General features: G+C 53.3%; 21 protein-coding genes. 15 read left to right on the top strand and 6 right to left on the bottom strand.

Annotated features, from left to right (window positions below; translation table 11 throughout):
* The first annotated feature begins 182 nt into the window (after positions 1–182).
* The 3 genes from ydfG to JK223_RS03890 all read left to right on the top strand — a co-directional run bounded on the left by ydfG (position 183) and on the right by JK223_RS03890 (position 1708).
* Positions 183–932 carry a bifunctional NADP-dependent 3-hydroxy acid dehydrogenase/3-hydroxypropionate dehydrogenase YdfG gene (gene ydfG / locus JK223_RS03880; RefSeq protein WP_212712891.1) on the top strand — a complete coding sequence of 250 codons (750 nt, stop codon included), beginning with the start codon at positions 183–185 and terminating at the stop codon, positions 930–932.
* A 125-nt stretch (positions 933–1057) separates the two neighbouring features.
* Positions 1058–1402: a DUF1283 family protein gene (locus JK223_RS03885; protein WP_212712892.1), complete on the top strand. Its 345-nt coding sequence runs from the start codon at positions 1058–1060 to the stop codon at positions 1400–1402.
* Positions 1403–1444: 42 nt separating this feature from the next.
* The gene (locus JK223_RS03890) at positions 1445–1708 is read left to right on the top strand and encodes a DUF1161 domain-containing protein (protein WP_212712893.1); all 264 of its coding nucleotides are present in this window, start codon (positions 1445–1447) and stop codon (positions 1706–1708) included.
* Positions 1709–1803: 95 nt separating this feature from the next.
* Here the strand turns inward: JK223_RS03890 and bioD are convergent, their stop codons facing one another.
* The 3 genes from bioD to JK223_RS03905 form a co-directional block, all read right to left on the bottom strand.
* Positions 1804–2478 carry a dethiobiotin synthase gene (gene bioD / locus JK223_RS03895; RefSeq protein WP_212712894.1) on the bottom strand — a complete coding sequence of 225 codons (675 nt, stop codon included), beginning with the start codon at positions 2476–2478 and terminating at the stop codon, positions 1804–1806.
* Positions 2479–2587: 109 nt separating this feature from the next.
* Complete coding sequence (locus JK223_RS03900) at positions 2588–3796, bottom strand: ROK family protein (protein ID WP_212712895.1); 1209 nt, start codon at positions 3794–3796, stop codon at positions 2588–2590.
* Positions 3797–3909: 113 nt separating this feature from the next.
* Positions 3910–4800, bottom strand: coding sequence for a LysR family transcriptional regulator (locus JK223_RS03905; RefSeq protein ID WP_212712896.1), 891 nt, complete (start codon positions 4798–4800; stop codon positions 3910–3912).
* A gap of 92 nt (positions 4801–4892) precedes the next feature.
* Here JK223_RS03905 and JK223_RS03910 point away from each other — a divergent pair, with 92 nt between their 5' ends.
* The 3 genes from JK223_RS03910 (at position 4893) to JK223_RS03920 (ending at position 8221) form a co-directional block, all read left to right on the top strand.
* A complete protein-coding gene (locus tag JK223_RS03910; protein WP_212712897.1) occupies positions 4893–6155 on the top strand; it encodes an MFS transporter in 1263 nt (420 codons plus the stop codon).
* A 179-nt stretch (positions 6156–6334) separates the two neighbouring features.
* Entirely contained in the window at positions 6335–6892 is a 558-nt protein-coding gene (locus JK223_RS03915) for a cytochrome b/b6 domain-containing protein (protein WP_212712898.1), read from the top strand.
* Between the two features lie 138 nt (positions 6893–7030).
* On the top strand, positions 7031–8221 hold the full coding sequence (locus tag JK223_RS03920) for a sugar transporter (protein ID WP_212712975.1): 1191 nt from the start codon (positions 7031–7033) through the stop codon (positions 8219–8221).
* A gap of 34 nt (positions 8222–8255) precedes the next feature.
* Here JK223_RS03920 and JK223_RS03925 read toward each other — a convergent pair whose 3' ends face one another.
* Positions 8256–8594 (bottom strand): YegP family protein, encoded by a 339-nt coding sequence (locus JK223_RS03925; RefSeq protein ID WP_212712899.1) that lies wholly within the window; start codon positions 8592–8594, stop codon positions 8256–8258.
* Between the two features lie 341 nt (positions 8595–8935).
* Positions 8936–9502: a Smr/MutS family protein gene (locus JK223_RS03930; RefSeq protein WP_212712900.1), complete on the bottom strand. Its 567-nt coding sequence runs from the start codon at positions 9500–9502 to the stop codon at positions 8936–8938.
* Positions 9503–9815: 313 nt separating this feature from the next.
* Between JK223_RS03930 and JK223_RS03935 the strand changes: the two genes are divergently transcribed.
* From JK223_RS03935 to JK223_RS03950, 4 genes are all read left to right on the top strand, one after another.
* Positions 9816–10568 carry an FNR family transcription factor gene (locus tag JK223_RS03935; RefSeq protein WP_212712901.1) on the top strand — a complete coding sequence of 251 codons (753 nt, stop codon included), beginning with the start codon at positions 9816–9818 and terminating at the stop codon, positions 10566–10568.
* A gap of 133 nt (positions 10569–10701) precedes the next feature.
* Complete coding sequence (gene uspE, locus JK223_RS03940) at positions 10702–11658, top strand: universal stress protein UspE (protein WP_212712902.1); 957 nt, start codon at positions 10702–10704, stop codon at positions 11656–11658.
* Positions 11659–11913: 255 nt separating this feature from the next.
* Complete coding sequence (gene ydgH / locus JK223_RS03945) at positions 11914–12867, top strand: DUF1471 family protein YdgH (protein WP_212712903.1); 954 nt, start codon at positions 11914–11916, stop codon at positions 12865–12867.
* A 215-nt stretch (positions 12868–13082) separates the two neighbouring features.
* Entirely contained in the window at positions 13083–14477 is a 1395-nt protein-coding gene (locus JK223_RS03950) for a basic amino acid/polyamine antiporter (RefSeq protein ID WP_212712904.1), read from the top strand.
* A gap of 21 nt (positions 14478–14498) precedes the next feature.
* Here the strand turns inward: JK223_RS03950 and JK223_RS03955 are convergent, their stop codons facing one another.
* Positions 14499–14906, bottom strand: a complete 408-nt coding sequence (locus tag JK223_RS03955; RefSeq protein ID WP_212712905.1) for a hypothetical protein — start codon at positions 14904–14906, stop codon at positions 14499–14501.
* Between the two features lie 166 nt (positions 14907–15072).
* Here JK223_RS03955 and rstA point away from each other — a divergent pair, with 166 nt between their 5' ends.
* The 5 genes from rstA to JK223_RS03980 all read left to right on the top strand — a co-directional run bounded on the left by rstA (position 15073) and on the right by JK223_RS03980 (position 20267).
* On the top strand, positions 15073–15801 hold the full coding sequence (gene rstA, locus JK223_RS03960) for a two-component system response regulator RstA (RefSeq protein WP_212712906.1): 729 nt from the start codon (positions 15073–15075) through the stop codon (positions 15799–15801).
* A complete protein-coding gene (gene rstB, locus JK223_RS03965) occupies positions 15798–17123 on the top strand; it encodes a two-component system sensor histidine kinase RstB (RefSeq protein WP_212712907.1) in 1326 nt (441 codons plus the stop codon). Before rstA ends, rstB begins: the two co-directional genes overlap by 4 nt.
* On the top strand, positions 17116–18600 hold the full coding sequence (locus JK223_RS03970) for a carboxypeptidase M32 (protein ID WP_212712908.1): 1485 nt from the start codon (positions 17116–17118) through the stop codon (positions 18598–18600). Before rstB ends, JK223_RS03970 begins: the two co-directional genes overlap by 8 nt.
* 182 nt (positions 18601–18782) lie before the next feature.
* On the top strand, positions 18783–19169 hold the full coding sequence (gene asr / locus JK223_RS03975; RefSeq protein WP_212712909.1) for an acid resistance repetitive basic protein Asr: 387 nt from the start codon (positions 18783–18785) through the stop codon (positions 19167–19169).
* 288 nt (positions 19170–19457) lie between these two features.
* Positions 19458–20267: a serine protease gene (locus JK223_RS03980; protein WP_212712910.1), complete on the top strand. Its 810-nt coding sequence runs from the start codon at positions 19458–19460 to the stop codon at positions 20265–20267.
* Positions 20268–20409 lie beyond the last annotated feature (142 nt).

The raw sequence follows: 20409 nt of genomic DNA on the forward strand, positions 1-20409 counted from the left end.
CGAACGGTTACCGGCATCAATACTGCACTGTCAGAGTGCAGAGGGGTTGCGGGTGCACAACGAAAGAGCGCATGGCTGATGCGCAGATAACCGCTACCCGCTGCCATTGATAAGCGATAGGCATGTGTCAGTTTTCAATGCTATGTTTAGGGGACATCTCAGGAAAATAAAAGGAATAAAACATGATTATTTTGGTGACAGGCGCGACAGCAGGATTTGGTGAAGCTATTACCCGTCGTTTTATCGAAAACGGACATAAAGTGATTGCCACCGGACGTCGGGCCGACCGCCTGCAGCAACTGAAAGACACTCACGGCGATAGTCTGTATCCCCTCCGGCTGGATGTCCGCGACAAAGACGCTATCGATAACGCCCTGAGCGAATTACCCGAGGCATGGCAGGCTATCGATATTCTGGTCAATAATGCCGGGCTGGCGCTGGGCATAGAACCGGCACAGAATGCCAGTACTGACGACTGGGAAACCATGATAGATACCAATGCCAAAGGTCTGGTATTTATGACCCGGGCCGTATTACCGGGTATGGTAGCCCGTAATAAAGGTCACGTGATTAATATCGGGTCCACAGCCGGTAACTGGCCTTATATGGGCGGCAACGTCTACGGTGCCACGAAGGCCTTTGTCCGTCAGTTCAGTCTCAATCTGCGTACCGACCTGCAGGGCACGGCGGTACGGGTCACCAATATCGAACCAGGGCTGGTCGGCGGTACTGAGTTTTCAAACGTCCGCTTTAAAGGCGATGACAGCAAAGCCAGTTCTGTCTATGACGGGACACAGCCGCTGACAGCCGAAGATGTGACCGAATCTGTTTACTGGGTGTCTACCCTGCCGGCCCATGTCAACATTAATACCCTGGAAATGATGCCGGTCTGCCAGGCCTATGGTGGACTGAAAGTGATAAAGAATGGCTGAGTGACCCGTGTGCCCGATCACCGCTCCGGACAGAGGCTGGCAGGTCAAGCCGTTCAAATGTTATACTGACGGAAGCAGGTACAGCTAAGGCCGGCTGTCCGTGATTGAGAGTAAAGGAACTCAATATGAAAAAGATTTCTGGAATTTTACCGGTGCTTCTGTGTGCGGTGATGGGTTGCGGAACGCTGGCAGCAATACCTGCCGCCCGGGCGGCGACTCAGCACATTGTTATTGATAACGGCGATAATGCGCTGACAAAAGAAGAAGCGCGTGAGCGCCAGCAGCAGTGGGACGAGACCCGCTCACTGCGGCATAAAGTGAATCGCAGGGTTGAGAAAGAGTTTGATAAAGCAGATAACGCTTTCGATACCCGTGATAAATGTGAGCAGAGTGCAAATCTCAACGCTTACTGGGAGCCAAACACCCTGCGCTGTTTAGACAGGCGTACCGGGCGTCCTGTCACTCCCTGATGATAATAACAATTGCGTCTTTACAAAGAAAAGGAACTACCTATGAAACGTAAAATTCTGTGGGCCGGTGCCCTGTTGTTTGCCTGCCCTTTACTGGCTCAGGCCTCCTGTGAGTCGGTCAAAGCCGATATCAGCAAAAAGATCATTGCTAACGGTGTGCCTGAATCCGGCTTCAGCCTGGATATCGTGCCAAGCGACCAGGCCGATCAGCAAGGCGGTGTGGTTGTCGGACATTGCCAGAACGACAGCCAGAAGCTGGTCTATAAGCGTCTGAGCGACAGCAACAGCCCGTCTTCCGCCGGCTAATCCGTTACAGGAGCAGGTCCCCTGCTCCTGTCTCATCTCATCTAAGCCTGTAAGCCTGTAAGCCTGTAAGCCTGTAAGCCTGTAAGCCTGTAAGCCTAAATTACCGCCTCTTCCGCCCGTGACAAATCCAGATATCGTGTCAAATCCCGTTGTTCTGCTCTGGGCAGGTACGGAATTTCGCCCAGTAAAGGGGCACCGATCTGTTTTTTCAGTACGTCAATAATACTGGCATATTCCGCCAGCCCCGGATTGATACGGTTGGCTATCCACCCGTAAAGCGGTACACCATCACTAAGGATCGCTTCGGCGCTGAGCAGTGCATGATTAATACACCCCAGCTTGATCCCGACCACCAGGATCACCGGTAATTGCTGACTGACGACCCAGTCTGACAGCGGTCTTTCGTTATTCATCAGGCAGTGCCATCCGCCGGTACCTTCCACCACCACGCAGTCAGACTGTGCACTGATGTTATTCAGTCCGGCGGTCAGAACCTCATAATCCACCCGGCACCCCGGGCTTGTGCTGATCTCATCGCCGGAAAGCGGAAACGGATTAATGACGTCATAGGGAAGCCCGACGCTGCTCGCCTTTTGTAATAGCAGTGCGTCGTTGTTACGCATCCCCTCCTCCGTCGGCCGGGCATTCTTCGCGACGGGCTTATATCCCACACAACTTTTTCCCTGTTGGGTGGCTGCCTGCAACAACGCCAGTGAGACGACTGTTTTACCTACAGCTGTGTCGGTGCCTGTAATAAACACTTTTTTCACGTAAGCTCCCTGGATGAACCATTACGGATATATCAGTTAATTGAATGTAAATCACATTTTAGGGGATCGCCGGGGGGGAGGAATTGCGTTAACGCAAGTTTAGGGTAACTTAACCTTGTAAAAGCTGAAGCAACAGTTCCCCGCTGTATAAAGCATCTTTAATCAACGCGGTTCCCGGGCGGGTGTCTGCCGGGCTAAAACTGGCAGGTCTGATGATAAGCAGGTCTCTGCGGCTGGCCACAGATTCATTTTTTATCGCGGAATACAGCGCGGGATAAAGAATTTCCGCTGCACTATTCAAGGCAGAATCTATCAATATATATTCAGGATTGAACAGATTGACCAGCATGGCCAGAGCACGACCCATCTGTTGGCCGCAGTCTCGGATGATCGCCTGTGAGGGCAGATGGCCGGAAAGTGCTGCATGACATAACCCCGGAATATCAGCTTCCGGCAACGCAGTATGCCCGGAGGCCATCCATGCCTGCTGCCAGCGCTCTGTCAGCGGACCACTTCCCGCCAGCGTATTCAGACAGCCATAATGCCCGCACTCACAACGATGGCCTCCCGCCGCCATTACCGTATGACCAATCTCTGCCTGCGTGGTGCTGTCCTTGTGCAGGAGTCTGCCTGAGCTTATCACCGCGGCCTCAATCTGCCGGCCCGCCACCAGCTGGATAATATCCCCCGAGCCGCGGGCTGCACCGAAGTAATGCTCAGCCAGCAGGCTGGCTTTGACATCCTGCTGCACATAAATCGTAAGCCCGGTCCGCCGATGCAGGATCTGCCCCAGTGGAATGTCTTTCGCATCATAATAAGGTATACGGTGTAGGGTTCCGCTGGCGGCATGGATGATGCCCGGCAACAGGAGGGTGATCGCTGTCAGGCGTTCGGTCAGTGCGTGATTGCGGGAAAAAAAGTCCCCAATCACTTCAGAGAAATAGTCGGGAAGAGAGGTCGCGGGATCGTCGGGCAAAGACTGCCGGGCACTGACCACTTCCCGGCCACTGAGATCCCGCAGCGTCATCTGCAGGAACCGTCCTGTCATCCGCAGCACCAGAAACTGCCAGCTATCACAGTCCAGTACCAGACCGGTTGCCGGGCGCCCCCGCAGGCCCGCATCGGTCAGCGCACACTCCCGGACCAGCCGCGCCTCGAGCATATCCCGGATAATTTTGGTGATACTGGCCGGCGCCAGCAGAGAAAGGCGTGACAGCTCGATTCTGGACACCGGCCCGTAACAGTCAATCAGGCGATAGACTATCCCGGCATTCACCTGCCGGATCAGGTCGATATGTCCTGGCTGATTTGCGTACACTCGCCGCCTCCCTGTATTTTCGTTACCCCCTGAATCAGAATGATTATGGGGGATTTACCGGGGGGCGGACGGCAACAAATAAGGAAATGTGATTGACTTCACACAAGATTATCTCAGGATAGCGTAGCCAGTAACTCCAGCATATGACGTAACGGGGCCGTTACCTGCCGGTGCGCTGACCAGACCATCCATAATTCAGAACGGGCATCGGTTTCGGTCAGCTCCAGCCAGACAACTTCACTGAGCCGTGCCCGGCGGAATGACCTCGGTAAGATAGACACTCCGAGGCCGGTTGCCACCAGCCCGAGAATGGCCATGGCATCCCCGACCTCCAGCGTGATGTTCGGCGTCACCTCATAGCGTTGCAGCAGGCTGAGGATTTCACTGTACAGCGCCGTCCCCCCCTGATGATCAAAGAAGATAAACGACTCATCCCGTAACTGCTGCAGAGAAATTTTTCGTTCACCGGCCAGGGGATGGTCCTTATGGACCACCGCACACATGGTTTCGGTCTGGAGTAAGCGGTACTGGAGATCATCCGGCAGCGGCGTATTACGCATGATCGCCAGATCAATCCGCCCTTCCTGGAGCGGAGTCAGCAACTGCCGGCTGTTTCTGTCCTGCAGGTGCAAATGGACATCCGGATAGCGTCGGCGAAACTGGTAGACCACGTCAGGTATTTGTTTGATAAGCGGTGCTGAAGAGGTAAAGCCGATACGTAACTCACCGCTGTCGCCATAATGCAGACGGGAAGCCCGTTCGCTGGCCTGATCCACCTGCAGCAGGATAGCCCTGGCATCGGTCAGAAACTGCTGACCGGCGGTTGTCAGCTCTACCCGCCGGTTATTTCGGACGAACAGACAGGCATCCACCGCGTCTTCCAGCTGACGGATCTGCTGACTGAGCGGCGGCTGAGAGATATTCAGCCGCAGTGCCGCGCGTCCGAAATGCAGTTCTTCCGCCACCGCAATAAAGTAGCGCAGATGCCTTAACTCGATATTCATATGTAAATCATCTTATTTGAGATTATTAATATATTAGACAACTTATTTACGGTTTCCTAGAGTATCTGCACCCGAACAACAGAGGATCTTTCATGAACAGTACGTCCCGGGCGACGACGCTTCCGTTAACGGAAGAAGAGAGCCCTGCCCAACCGCGAAGTAAATCCCCCTATATTACTCGCGGCACCCGGGCCTTCCTGCAGGTCACCCTCGCCCTGTTTTCTGCCGGCCTTGCCACTTTTGCCCAACTCTATTGTGTTCAGCCGATACTTCCGGTGCTTTCCCATCAGTTTGATATCACTCCTGCGATGAGCAGCGTATCGCTCTCTGTCTCTACCGCCTGTATGGCGATCGGTCTGCTGATCACCGGGCCGATTTCGGATGCGGTAGGCAGGAAGAAAATGATGGTCGGCGCGCTGATCCTGGCGGGGTGCTTCACTATCGCCTCTTCGCTGATGACAAGCTGGACCGGAATGCTGATGATGCGCGCCCTGCTCGGATTATCACTGAGTGGTGTGGCAGCCGTAGCAATGACCTACCTGAGCGAAGAGATGCACCCCGGGGTACTGGCATTTTCCATGGGACTTTATATCAGCGGCAACTCGATCGGTGGAATGAGCGGCCGGTTACTGACCGGGGTGATCACCGACATCGCCAGCTGGCGGATAGCCATTCTGAGCATTGGTTGCTGTGCCCTGGCCGCCGCAGTGATGTTTGCCAAAATTTTGCCGGCTTCACGCCACTTCCGCCCGGTCGCCCTGAAGCCAAAAGCGCTGTTCATTAATTTCCGTCTGCATTTCCGTGATAAAGGCCTGCCGCTGCTGTTTATCATTGGCTTCCTGGTGATGGGGGCGTTTGTCACTCTGTTCAACTATATCGGCTACCGGTTGTTAAATGCCCCGTATTCTATGAGTCAGGCCACCGTCGGGTTGATCTCCATTGTTTATCTGGCCGGTTCCTGGAGTTCACCCAAGGCCGGAGCCCTGAGTGCACGCTTCGGCCGTGGCCCGGTGTTCCTCAGTTGCGCAGGCCTGATGCTGACAGGTGTACTGCTGACACTGTTCCCTACTGTGTGGCTGATCCTGCCGGGTCTGCTGATGTTCACCGGCGGCTTCTTTGCGGCACACTCTATTGCCAGCAGCTGGATAGGCATCCGTGCCCGTCGCGCCAAAGGCCAGGCCTCCTCGATGTATCTGTTCTGCTATTACGGTGGTTCGAGCATTGCCGGTACCTCCGGCGGGATCTTCTGGAAACTTTACGGCTGGCCGGGTGTGGCCGCATTTATCGCCGTGCTCTTATGTCTGGCGCTGTTTGTTGGCTATAAACTGATGCGTCGCCTGCAACCTGTGACCTGACGACACGACCTCAGCGCCCTGTCACGGGCGCTGAACCCTTCCTGTGCCTGCCCGCCGCTGTTTCCCGTCCTGTTTAATGACTACTTCCGCCACGTTTTATCTTATACTGTCTGCTCTTTTTCGGTCCGGCCTGACACCCATATCGCGGACCCGGGTATATTAAATCTGCGGAGAAGATGATGTCCGAAAACTATCAGGGGGGTTACCACCGCTGGCAAATCCGTTTGCACTGGTTAACATTGATATTGCTGGTAATTGTGTACGCGACCATCGAGTTGCGGACCATGGCCACCCGCGGGTCTTTAGAGGGCAGGATCCTGACCGGCACCCATATGAGTTGCGGTGTGCTGATTTTAACCGCGATGGTCGTACGCCTGGCCTTACGGTTCGTCTTTAAATCGCCGCAGATTACGCCCCGCTTACACTGGCTGAATAAACTGGTTTCCTGGCTGGGGCAATGCGCGCTCTATCTGCTGTTTATCGGTCTGCCGGTGATGGGAATAACCTCACGTTATTTGCATGGGATCCCCTGGCAATTATTTGGTATTCCGATGCCACAGTCGCCGCACCCCGATGTTGTACTGAGCCATCAGATTATCCGCTGGCATGAGATCCTGGCACTGTCCGGATACTGGCTGATTGGTTTACACGCGATGGCCGCTCTGGCTCACCATTTTCTGCGTGAAGATAATGCCCTGCAAAATATGCTCCCACGGCGGTGGCGGACAGTAAAATAATCGTTCATTTCTTCAACAGACAGGACAATTAATGGTTCCATCTGCCCGGTAAAGTCGTCACAATTGTTCTATAGTGTGATTTAGATCACTTAACAGCTAAGGTAAAAAGCATTTTTTATGACAGCAGATCCGCAAACAATGCATGAAACCCCGGGCCACACCTCCAGGAAAGTTGCCTGGTTACGGGTGCTACTGATGGCTATTGCAGCCTTCATTTTCAATACCACAGAATTTGTCCCTGTCGGGCTGTTGTCCGATATTGCGGCCAGTTTTAATATGAAAACGGCGGATGTCGGGATCATGCTGACGATTTACGCATGGTGTGTCGCCCTGCTGTCGTTGCCTCTGATGCTGGTTACCCGCAATATCGAACGCAGGATCCTGCTGGTCGGCTTACTGGTCATTTTTATTGCCAGTCACATTCTGTCCGCTTTCGCCTGGAGCTTCAATGCTCTGCTGATTTCCAGGATCGGTATCGCCATCACCCATGCGGTGTTCTGGTCGATCAACGCCTCTCTGGCTATCCGTATTGCTCCGCCGGGTAAAAAGACCCAGGCGCTGAGTATGATAGCGACCGGGACCGCTCTGGCGATGGTACTTGGGGTGCCGCTGGGACGGATTATCGGCCAGACCATGGGCTGGCGTACCACCTTCGGTCTGATCGGCGTCGCCTCGTTCGTACTGATGATTATGCTGGCACGGCTGCTGCCAAAAATGACCAGCGAACACACCGGCTCCCTGAAAAGTCTGCCGGAACTGTGTCGCCGTCCTGCCCTGATGAGTATGTATCTGCTGGTCACCCTGGTCGTGACGGCGCATTACACGGCCTATAGTTATATTGAGCCGTTTATGCAGCAGATCGCGCACCAGGATGAAAACTTTACCACCCTGCTGTTATTACTGTTCGGCGGCGCGGGGATCTTCGGAAGTGTGCTGTTCAGCGCCCTGGGGAAACGTCTGCCTTCTGCATTACTGGCCGGGGCCATCGCGGCGATTACCCTCTGTATGGGTCTGTTGTGGCTGACCGCCGCCCACCCGGGTGAGATCAGCCTGTTGTGTATTGTCTGGGGGATCGCGATGATGTCGATCAACCTGGCGATGCAGGTCCGGGTATTGTCCCTGGCCCCGGATGCGACAGATGTGGCGATGTCTCTGATGTCCGGTATTTATAATATCGGTATCGGTGCCGGCGCACTGATCGGTAATCAGGTCAGTGGTCATATCGGAATGGCCGCGGTGGGTTATGTCGGTGCAGCTTTTGGTGCCGTGAGCCTGTTATGGTGTCTGTACAGCCTGCGTAAATACCCGCAACTCCGCTCTAACTTCTGAAAATCTCCCCGGCATCCCGGGGAGAGTCACTCGTTCAGCGGGCCGGAAGCTCAGTGATCTGACTTTCCGGCCCGTTTTTTTTCACCGACTCAATGCCTTTGTCCCGTGCGGCAGTCGAGCTGTAAAGCTCACTTTTCCCAATCACCTGATGATTGGCCGAACGCAGCGTAAAATAAGGTTCGCCATTTTTGGCCGTCAGATGCTGAAAATACTGATCATCGGCACTGTGTTTCTGAACCGAAGCAATCCCGTTGTGACACGCACTCTTTGTCGTATATCCCTCGCTGCTGAGGATAATCTCACCATTGGCGGCTTTCAGACGGAAATAATATTGCTGATCTTTCCCCTGGAAGACCTCATACTTTCCACTCATGTTCGCTCCTTTATCGGGTTAACCGTTTTAAGTGTTTGCCCGATTGACCAAAAAATCAACAAAGAAAAAGCAGAAAGGTTATCACCGCTCAGCGAAGCGCTGTGTCGGCTTAATCACCGTCTGCACCACTGCGGGTAATGGCGGCGTTATTCCCCGACACCCGGGCCGGTATCACTGCACCTGACTAAGCACTAAGCACTAAGCACTAAGCACTAAGCACTAAGCACAGTATCATCCGTGATCGTTATTACCACAGTGCGTTATCACAATAGTTAATAACATAACATAATTAACATTCATGGTGCTTTTATCGCCACCCCCTCCCGCCCGGACAGCATTCATTAGCCGGGGGCTTTTCCGGAGAACCGCTCTCTGTTGTCGTTCCGGCAGGCTTCTGTTTTTCTGAGAGAAACATACATCGCCCCGCTTCCGCCATCACGCGGTGCAGCCATACAACTGGCCTGGACCTCCGCTAATTCAGGCAACCACATCATCAGATAACTGCGTAATACATTTGCCGGTCCGGTCATCTCACGGGATTTGCCATGGATAATAAGAATATTACGGCCACCGCGCCGTCTGACCTCGGCGATAAACCGCAATAATTGCAGACGGGCATCTTCCGGCCGCACCCGTAACAGCGAAAGTGATCCTTCCGGCCGGTAATGCCCCCGCCGTAATTTATCCATCACACCCGGCTGGGATCCGCGACAACGATATTCCGGCTCTGCGGTTAATGGTAACAGTGTCAGGGGGGACAGCGGCAGACTCTCTGCCGTAATGCCTTCAGCCCCGTGCGACGGCGCCTGGCTTACCGGACGCGACAAATACCGTTTGTCATTGTTTTTAAGCGGATTAACGTCCGACATTGCGTTTATAAACGCTTCATGATCATCGTGAAGAGTCATTATTCCCCCTCGCCAGCCCGGAACCGGTTACCGCGGATCCCCGACGCCGCTATTGCCGGGCCGGGCTTTTATCGCAGATAACCCTGAGTAAATTCTGAATCTGTGATCACTTTAAGGTAATCTATACCCCTGCTTAACCTGTGGAGATAATTTAGTTTATACTGCCACCGGTGAATAACCTGATGAATTCACGAAATATTTTAAAAATATTTTTTAAAATTTAAAATAATTTAGTAACAGATGCCTATAAACCTGTTTTTCTTCGCGAAAAATGTTAAAATCTTTGTCAGTTAATCACTACCGGAACTGAATTATGATTCCAGAAAAAAGGATTATTCGTCGGGTTCAATCTGGCGGTTGCGCGATCCACTGTCAGGATTGCAGTATCAATCAGTTATGCATCCCTTTTACCCTGAATGAACATGAGCTTGACCAGCTGGATAACATCATTGAGCGTAAAAAACCCATTCAGAAAGGCCAGTCACTTTTCAAAGCGGGTGACGAATTAAAATCACTTTATGCCATTCGTTCCGGCACGCTGAAAAGTTATACCATTACCGAACAGGGTGATGAACAGATCACCGGTTTTCATCTGGCCGGCGATTTAGTCGGTTTCGATGCCATCATTACCAGCCATCATCCCAGCTTCGCTCAGGCCCTGGAAACCTCAATGGTCTGCGAAATCCCGTTCGAAACCCTCGATGACCTGTCAGGCAAAATGCCGGCCCTGCGCCAGCAGATGATGCGCCTGATGAGCGGGGAAATCAAAAGCGATCAGGACATGATCCTGCTGCTGTCGAAAAAAAGTGCCGAAGAACGTCTGGCCGCTTTTATCTGGAATCTTTCCCGCCGGTTTGCCCAGCGCGGTTTCTCTCAGCGTGAGTTTCGTTTAACGATGACCCGTGGAGATATCGGTAATTACCTCGGGCTGACCGTTGAGACCATCAGCCGGTTGCTGGGACGTTTCCAGAAGAGCGGTATGCTCGCCGTGAAAGGAAAATATATCACGATTGAGAACCATGCCATGCTGACCGAGCTGGCGGGTCAGACCGCCCCCTGCAGCTAACCGCTGCAGGCGCGTTCCTTCCGGATGACAGGCGTGGCCCGGAATGGCCATGCCCTGTAATAACTTTTCTTCTCCCTGCGAATAACTTAGGCTATCTTTAGTCAATCAGAGGTTTTCCGTGGAGATGTCAGAGATGTCCATCTATCAGAATGTGCTGGTCGCTATTGACCCGGAGCAGGACGATCAACCGGCGTTACGGCGTGCGGTCTATCTTAATCAGCGTATCGGCGGAAAAATTAAAGCCTTTCTGCCTATCTATGACTTTTCCTATGAAATGACCACCCTGCTCTCGCCGGATGAGCGCACCAGTATGCGGCAGGGAGTCATTAATCAGCGGAGTGAATGGATCCGGCAGCAGGCGAAAGCTTATCTCGATGCCGGGGTCAACATCGAAATCAAAGTGGTCTGGCACAACCGCCCTCATGAAGCCATCATTGATGAAGTGATGGAATACCGGCATGACCTGGTTCTGAAGATGGCGCATCAGCATGATCGGCTGGAATCGGTGATCTTCACCCCCACAGACTGGCATTTACTGCGCAAGTGCCCAAGCCCGGTCTGGATGGTCAAAGATCAGCCGTGGCCGGAGGGCGGTAAAGCTCTGGTGGCGGTGAACCTTTCCAGCGATGAACCCCACCACGATGCTCTGAACCAGAAACTGGTCCGGGAAAGTCAGCGACTGGCGGAGATGGTCAACCACACCGAAGTACATCTGGTCGGGGCTTATCCGCTGACACCGGTCAATATTGCGATTGAACTGCCTGACTTTGATCCTGAAACCTACAATGAAGCCATCCGGGGTCAGCACCTGATTGCGATGAAGGCCCTGCGTCAGCAGTTTTCTGTCGGTGATGAATTCACCCATGTGGAAAAAGGCGATCCTGAAGAAGTGATTCCGGCGACCGCGACGCAACTGGATGCCGGGGTCGTGGTTCTCGGTTCCCTTGGCCGTACCGGACTCTCCGCGGCCTTCCTGGGAAATACCGCCGAACAGGTGATCGATCATCTGCGCTGTGACCTGCTGGTCATTAAACCTGATGACTTCGTCGCCCCTGAAACGAAAAACGACCCTCAGCCAGAAAATCAATAACTCCCCTCCCGGCTTCCCTCCGCCCGCAGGGAAGCCATTCATCAGATGATCATCCTGCCGTAATATCCTGTTCAGCCATCATTGTCAGCTGTGCTGGCCGTGGGGCCGGGACATTTTTATCTCTGCCCGGCGTAATGATTAAATTGACTGAGACAGCACATTTATTACATGTAATAATCGTCGGCAAACAGGCTATTTATTAATATCCGGCATCGTTTCGACTCATTCAGGCGTAAGGGAAAGGATTATTTGTTTATGAATCTAAAGAAAACTTTTTTAGTTGCGGCGCTTTTCTCCGTAACCACGGTAAATGCTTTCGCAGCTCAGGTACTGACCCCGGAAAAAGCCGCTCAGCTGGAACCTTTCACCCGCATCACTATCACCGGTCACTTTAATTCACTGGGAGATGCCAGTGATGCGGTTTCCCGACGGGCGGATGAATTAGGTGCGGCGGCATTCTATGTGGAAGGTGTGAATGATGCCACCGGCAACAGTGGTAACTGGCGTGTGACTGCCGCGCTGTATCACAGCAATGCGGCTCCGGCCCCTAAAAAAACCGGTTTCCGTACCATTAACGGTGTTCAGCAGTTACCTAAAATGGAGGCTTACCGGCTGGTGCCTTATGATACCGTGACGGTCAGCGGCTATTTCCCGAGTCAGCCGGATGTGGTCGATGCCATTACCCGTGCCGCTAAAGCGAAGGGCGCAGCCTCGTTTTTTATCGTGCGCCAGATAGATGCCAACAATGGCGGCAACCAGTATATCACCGCCTATATCTATAAAGCCGATGCCAAAACCCGCCAGGTACAGAGCCCGGATGCCATTCCTGCAAATTCTGAAGCCGGTAAAGCCGCATTAGCGGCAGGTGGCAGTGCTGCGAAGAATGTCGAAATCCCGGGGGTTGCCTCTTCCGACACCCCGGACAGAAGTATCGGCCGCTTCTTTGAGACCCAGTCCTCGACCGGAAAACGTTACACCGTCACGCTCCCGGATGGCCGTACCGTCCAGGATCTCAGCGCGCTGACGGCGGCACAGATGACACCGTTTGATACGGTGACCATTACCGGACACTTCGGAACACCGACAGAAGTCTCGGATGCCATCGGGCGTCGCGCCGCAGAGAAAGGCGCTAAGTTCTACCACATCACCCGTCAATGGCAGAACCAGAGCGGTGGTAACCTGACCGTGACGGCAGAACTGTTTAAATAATGCCTTATCCGCCTCCGCGGGGAATATTATTTACCCGCGGAGGCCGCTGTTCCCCCGCTTTGATCCTTTTTCGCATTGCGTTCCCTTGCCCCACTCCGTAGAATCACCGCCCGGCCGTATCCGGTGATAAATTTCATCTGAATTTCATTCGCCAGCAGCTTCTTCTGCTTATCGCGTGAAACGGCGTAACAGGTACTATTTTAATCAGGAATGTCATGTCAGAGAAAAAATTAGGGTTTGGCGCATTAACAGCCCTGGTACTGAGTTCGATGCTGGGGGCCGGTGTCTTCAGCCTGCCACAAAATATGGCCGCCGTCGCCGGCCCCGCCGCGTTACTCTGCGGGTGGCTGATCACCGGAGCCGGGATCATCTTTCTTGCACTGGCGATGCTGTTACTCAGCCGGATGCGCCCCGACCTGGATGGCGGCATCTATACCTATGCGCGGGCTGGTTTTGGCGAGGTCGTGGGTTTCTGTTCGGCATGGGGCTACTGGCTGTGTGCCGTCATCGCCAATGTGTCTTACCTGGTGATCGTCTTTTCGGCCCTCAGTTTCTTTACCGACAGTCCGGGACACATTATCTTCGGTGAGGGAAATACCTGGCCTGCCATTGCGGGTGCCTCATTATTGCTGTGGCTGGTCCATTTCCTGGTCCTGCGGGGCGTTCAGACCGCCGCCAGTATCAACCTGCTGGCTACCCTCGGGAAACTGATCCCGCTGTTTCTGTTTGTCGTACTGGCGATATTTGCGTTCCGCTTTAACAACTTTGTCCATGATTTCCGCGGACTGAGCCTGGGCGTCCCCCTCTGGTCGCAAATCAAACAGACGATGCTGATCACCCTGTGGGTATTTATCGGGGTGGAAGGTGCGGTGGTGATCTCAGCCCGCGCCAGTCACCGGCGTGATGTCGGCCGGGCAACGCTGTGGGCTGTGCTGGCGGCTCTGCTGGTGTATCTGCTGGTAACATTATTATCGCTGGGAATTGTGCCGCGTACGCAGCTGGCTGAGATGCATAACCCGTCGATGGCCGGGCTCCTGTCCGCGATGATCGGCCACTGGGGCACGGTCATCATTGTGACCGGACTGGTACTCTCTGTGTCGGGGGCCTATCTGAGCTGGACCATTATGGCCGCAGAGATCCCTTTCCTGGCAGCACGCACAGATTCCTTCCCGCGTATTATCTCCCGTCAGAACCGGCATGATGCCCCGTCCGCCTCTCTCTGGCTGACTAACGGCAGCGTTCAGGTCTGTCTGCTGATTATCGGGCTGACCCATGCGGATTATAATAACCTGCTGAATATTGCCTCGGAGATGGTGCTGGTTCCGTATCTGCTGGTGGGGCTGTTTCTGATTAAGACCGCCGGGCGCAGAATGTCCGCGGCACTACTGACCGGCATCGGCGCGTCGGTCTATGGATTCTGGCTGCTGTATGCTTCCGGGCCGGTCAACCTGGTGATGTCGCTGATGCTGTACGCGCCGGGACTGTTTCTGTTTATCTATGCCCGTTATACCGCCCCGCAGAGCATTGCGCTGACGCGCAGGGATAAGTTGCTAATCACCCTGCTGCTGCTTGCTGCTCTGGGCACCGGCATCCTGCAACTGCGGGTCTGAAAGGCCGGCAACCGTTAAGGCTCAGGTAAGCACGATACTCAGACAATCGCCGGCTTGTCTGAGTATCAGCGGTTTGCGATACTCTTCATAAATCCCGGCTAATTGCCCTTCAGAGAGCGGGTAAGGCAGCTGAATATCAAAACTCACAATTTTCTGTTGTTCCGCGAGCGCAATCAGCCGTGCGATATTGATTTCATCACTGACCTGAGTTGAAATAATCTGCAGGGCCATCTCTTTAAAGAGCTCGGCATCCGTAACCTGAGGATCGTTACGCAATGTTTTGCGTGTCACTATTCCGAAAACCGGTAACACGCCATAGATTGCATCAACAAAGCTCCACTGTTTTTTACAGGATGAAGAGAGATAATCGCTGTAATTAAAACAGATGCATTGATTATGTATGCCCGAGGCTAATTTATCATCAGACACTCAACCCCCTTGTAGAAGCGTTCCTTCGGTGACTCACATATCCGAAAATAATAATGGCATATTATGTAGGGAATGCACCAGCAACAGATACCTTTTTCGTGCTAACGTATCAGATATTATTGAGGCAGGTTATTTACGTGTTAAATATAAATAATTATTGTTAATTATGAATAAAATAGTTTACGTAGAAGATGAACCGGAAGTAGGCGAATTGATCGCCGCTTACCTGGGAAAACATGATTTTGACGTGGTTGTCGAGACCCGCGGCGACCGCGCCGAACAAACTATTATTTCAGAACAACCAGACCTGGTGATGCTGGACATTATGCTGCCCGGAAAAGACGGTATGACCTTATGCCGGGATCTCCGTACCAGCTGGAACGGACCGATTGTGCTGCTGACATCGCTGGACAGCGATATGAATCATATTCTTGCGCTGGAAATGGGTGCTAATGACTATATCCTGAAGACCACACCGCCTGCCGTGCTGCTGGCCAGGTTGCGTCTGCATTTACGGCAGTCCCAGCAGAATCATTCCGTGGAGGAACATTCCAGCGGAACTGCCCCCGCCAGGCTTATCCGTTTCGGGACGCTAACCATCGATATGCTGAACCGTGAAGTGACGCTGGCGGATGAACAAATTCCCCTGTCCACGGCCGATTTTGATCTGCTCTGGGAACTTGCCAGCCATGCCGGTAAAATCCTTAACCGTGATGCACTGCTGAAAACCTTACGCGGTGTCAGTTATGACGGAATGGACCGCAGTATCGATGTCGCTATCTCGCGGTTACGTAAAAAACTGCATGATAACGCGACCGAGCCTTTCCGCATCAAGACCATCCGTAACAAAGGATACCTGTTCGCTCCTCAGGCCTGGGATACCCACTCAGAATGAAGAAATTGTTTATCCAGTTTTATCTTCTGTTGTTTGCCTGCTTTCTTGTCATGACATTGCTGGTCGGGCTGGTCTATAAAATGACCGCAGAGCGGGCCGGTCGCCAGTCGATGAATGACCTGATGGCCAGCTCTCTTTATTTAATGCGCACTGAGCTGCGGGAAATCCCGCCCCATGACTGGAATAAGACCATTGATAATCTGGATCTTAACCTGTCGTTTAAGCTGCATATTGAGCCGATGAGCCGCTACACCCTGACGCCGGAGAATATGCGCAGGCTTCGTGCCGGAGAGATTGTGGCGCTGGATGACCAGTACACCTTCCTGCAGCATATTCCGCGCAGCCATTATGTGCTGTCTGTCGGCCCGATCCCTTACCTTTTCTATCTGCACCAGATGCGGCTGCTGGATATTGCGTTGCTGGCGTTTATCGGCATGTCGCTGGCACTGCCGGTGTTTATCTGGATGCGGCCACACTGGAAAGAGATGCAGAAACTGGAACGTGCAGCACAGCGTTTTGGTCAGGGGGATCTCGACTCACGTACTCACTTCGATAACACCTCCAGTCTTTACCGGTTAGGGATTGCCTTTAACCAGATGGCTGAGAATATCAAGCTGCTGGTCGCCAGCAAAAAACAGCTGATTGACGGTATTGCTCATGAATTAAGAACCCCGCTGGTACGCCTGCGCTACCGGCTGGAGATGAGTGATAACCTGACAGAAAACGAAGCAGCCGCACTGAACCGGGATATCAGCCAGCTGGAAGGATTAATAGAAGAACTGCTGACCTACGCCCGGCTGGATCGCCCTAAAGTCGATCTGAAGATACAACATATCGACCTGGCCCATTGGCTGACCGGGCGCATCGATGATGTCCGCTCTCTGCATCCGGAACACAGCATCGAGCTCGATATACCGCAACAGGAGAATCAGGGATACGCCGATTTACGCCTGATGGAGCGGGTGCTGGATAATCTGGTTAACAACGGGCTACGGTATTCGGTACGCCGGCTGCGTATCAGCCTGTGGTTTGATGGCTCGATGGGGATGATGCAGGTCGAAGATGATGGTCCGGGTATTCCGCCGGAAGAACGTGAACATGTATTTGAACCCTTTGTCCGGCTGGATCCGAGCAGAGACAGGGCCACCGGCGGATGCGGACTGGGCCTGGCCATTGTTTATTCGATTGCCCAGGCATTCCGCGGAACGGTAACCATCGACAGCAGCCCGCTGGGTGGCGCGTCGGTACGCTTCTGCTGGCCGGTCACACAAGCCCCCCGGACGTCCCCCCCGGCACTTTTAAAAGGAAGCTCAAATGAATAACGCCTATACCCGATTGTGTCAGCGCTTTCGCCGCCTCTCCCGTTTCAGTCACCTGTCGGCGATCGCTGGCTGGGATATGCAGACCATGATGCCTGCGGGCGGAAGTGAAGCCCGTGGCGAAGCCCTGGCGGAACTGAGTTTATTACAGCATCAGATACTGACCGGTAAAGAAACCGCCGAACTGTTACAGGCTGCCGCCGATCTTTCCCTGACACCGGATGAGCGTGCCAACCTGCGGGAGATGACCCGTCAGTGGCAACAGGCCGCACTGCTGCCGGCAGAACTGGTGGAAGCTAAATCGATCGCCGGAATGCGTTGTGAGCATGCCTGGCGAACCCAGCGTCAGGCCAATGACTGGCAGGGATTTTCACAAAACCTGCGTGAGGTCGTGCGTCTGTCGCGTCAGGAAGCCGATATCCGTGCAACAGCCAATGGCACATCGCGTTATGATGCCCTGCTGGATCTTTACGAGCCCGGGATGGATTGCCAGCAGCTGGACTCTGTCTTTGATTACCTGAAACAGTGGCTACCGGAATTATTAGCCCGCGTGGTGGAAAAACAGTCCGCCAATCCGCCGCTGCCTGCGAGCGGCCGCTTCCCGGTTCCTCTGCAGAAGCAGCTCGGCCTGCAGGTGATGCAGACGCTGGGCTTCGACTTTAACCATGGCAGGCTGGATATCAGTGCCCATCCCTTCTGCGGCGGCGTACCTGAAGATGTCAGGATCACCACGCGTTATGATGAGCAACACATGCTGAGTGCTCTGATGGGGGTGATCCATGAAACCGGACATGCGCGTTATGAGCAGAATCTGCCGGCACAGTGGGCAGGACAACCTGCCGGCCTTGCCCGCTCCACCGCTATCCATGAGTCACAGAGTCTGTTTATGGAAATGCAGCTGGGCCGCAGCCGCGAATTCCTGCAGTTTATTCAGCCTCAGGCGGCGGCCATCTTCGGGCCTCAATCAGCGCTGGAAAAAGACAACTTTGTGGCATTGGCACAACAGGTAAAACCTGGCTTTATCCGTGTTGATGCCGATGAGGTGAGTTACCCTGCACACGTTATGCTGCGATACGATATCGAAAAAGCGCTGATTGAAGGTGAGATCGAGGTGGAAGATATCCCGGCCCTGTGGGATGAAAAGATGCACCACTACCTGGGGCTCGATACCCGCGGGAATTACCGTCAAGGGTGTATGCAGGATATTCACTGGACGGACGGTGCCTTCGGGTATTTCCCGACCTATACTCTGGGCGCCCTGTATGCAGCCCAGTTATTTGCGGCGGCGCAACAACAACTGCCGGGCATGTCCGGGGATATCGCCCGCGGAAATCTGCAAACTATTTCCGGCTGGCTGAACGACAATATCTGGCAGCACGGAAGTGTACTGACAACAGACGAACTGCTGATAAAAGCGACCGGTGAGCCCCTGAATCCGGCCTTTTTCCGCCAGCACCTCGAACGACGCTACTACCGCTAACCCCCTGTCCGGCGGTTGTTTTTTCCGGCCGCCGGCGTTTTCTTCCGCGTGCTTAGCGCGACTGTACAATCGGTTACACAACGATACCATTCACCAACGGACGGCCCCGATTTATTCTCATATAGTGATTTCACCGGCCCCGCAGTGGGCTAATAAATGAAAATGAATTCGAGGAATTTGCAATGAAAAAATTATTTGCACTGGTAGTTGCCGCTGCTATGGGTCTGTCTTCAGTAGCTTTCGCTGCAGACACCACGACTGCTCCTGCACCTGCAGCTGCAACCACTGCTGCTCCGGCAAAAACTGAAGCTCCAGCTAAGCATGTTGCTCACAAACATAAACATCGTAAGCACCACAAAAAATCTGCTGCTAAAAAAGCTGCAGAGCAGAAAGCTCAGGCTGCTAAAAAGCACCACCACAAAAAAGTAGCTAAGAAAGCTGCTGCACAGAAAGCTCAGGCTGCTAAAAAACATCACCACAAAAAAGTAGCTAAAAAAGCTGTTGCTCAGAAAGCACAGGCAGCTAAAAAGCATCATCACAAAAAAGTAGCTAAGAAAGCTGCTCACTAATTGATAATCAGTACCTGACACGTCAGGACTCTCCTGAACACGCGTCAAAGTGATTAAAACACCCGGTTATCCGGGTGTTTTTTACCGGAGTAACCCGCATGGTACGTCGTTATCGCTTCGAAATCATTCTGATCAGCGTAATCATTTGCGGCATTATCGCTGCCAGCTTTTTTATCTAGTATCTTCCGGTAAATACTCAATATCTCTCCCTTTTTTCTGCTGTACCGACTATATTACTCATTCTGTACCCCAACGTTTACTCTACAGACTCCTGCCATTGAGAGAATTATGCGCCTGCTGACTGTAATAATTTTAAGTACTTTTTGTTTCAGTGTGCAGGTTCACGCTGACGATGATGATGACACCCCCACTGCCAGCGAAATAAAAACCTTATTTTTTGGTAAAGATCACCGTAAAGAGATCACCGATGTCACTGCTGCCCCGTGGGATGCCATTGGTCAGGTAGAAACCGACAGCGGTAATTTATGTACGGCCACCCTGATTTCACCGCACATCGCCCTGACCGCCGGCCACTGCCTGCTGACACCGCCAGGTAAGTTCGACCCGCCGGTCGCTATCCGTTTTATGGCGTTTTCCGGCGGCTGGCGCTATGAAATTCATGATATCGATGCTCGTGTGGAACCCTCACTGGCCGGAAAACTGAAGGCGGATGGTGATGGCTGGATTGTGCCGCCCTCTGCCGCGCCTTACGATTACGGCATTATCATTATCCGTAATCCGCCGTCGGTCATTACCCCGATCCCGCTGTTTTCCGGAAGCCGCTCAGACCTGATTGCCGCATTAAAGACCACCGGTAATCAGGTAACGCAGGCAGGATACCCGGCAGATCATCTGGACAATCTCTATGCACATCAGGATTGTCAGGTCACCGGCTGGTCGCAGAAAGCCGTACTGTCCCATCGTTGCGATACACTGCCGGGCGACAGTGGATCCCCGCTACTGCTGAAGACCGACAATGGCTGGCAGATTATCGCGGTACAGAGCTCAGCTCCGGCGGCCAGAGATCGTTATCGCGCCGACAACCGGGCTATCGCCGTCACTTCATTCTATGACAAGATTCAGGCATTGAGTCAGTAAAAGGGTTTGAGGGTCAATGATGTAAAAAACCACGTTTGTGAACTCACTGGTTGATATACAGAAACCTGTACGGTTGGCCCTCGCCCCCTCTGACCGGGGTTCGCTCTTCTCTCGTTCAGTCGTGGGAACAGGGGTTAAGAAC

This window comes from Tatumella sp. JGM118 (genome assembly GCF_018257515.1).
GTDB classification, from domain to species: domain Bacteria; phylum Pseudomonadota; class Gammaproteobacteria; order Enterobacterales; family Enterobacteriaceae; genus Tatumella; species Tatumella terrea.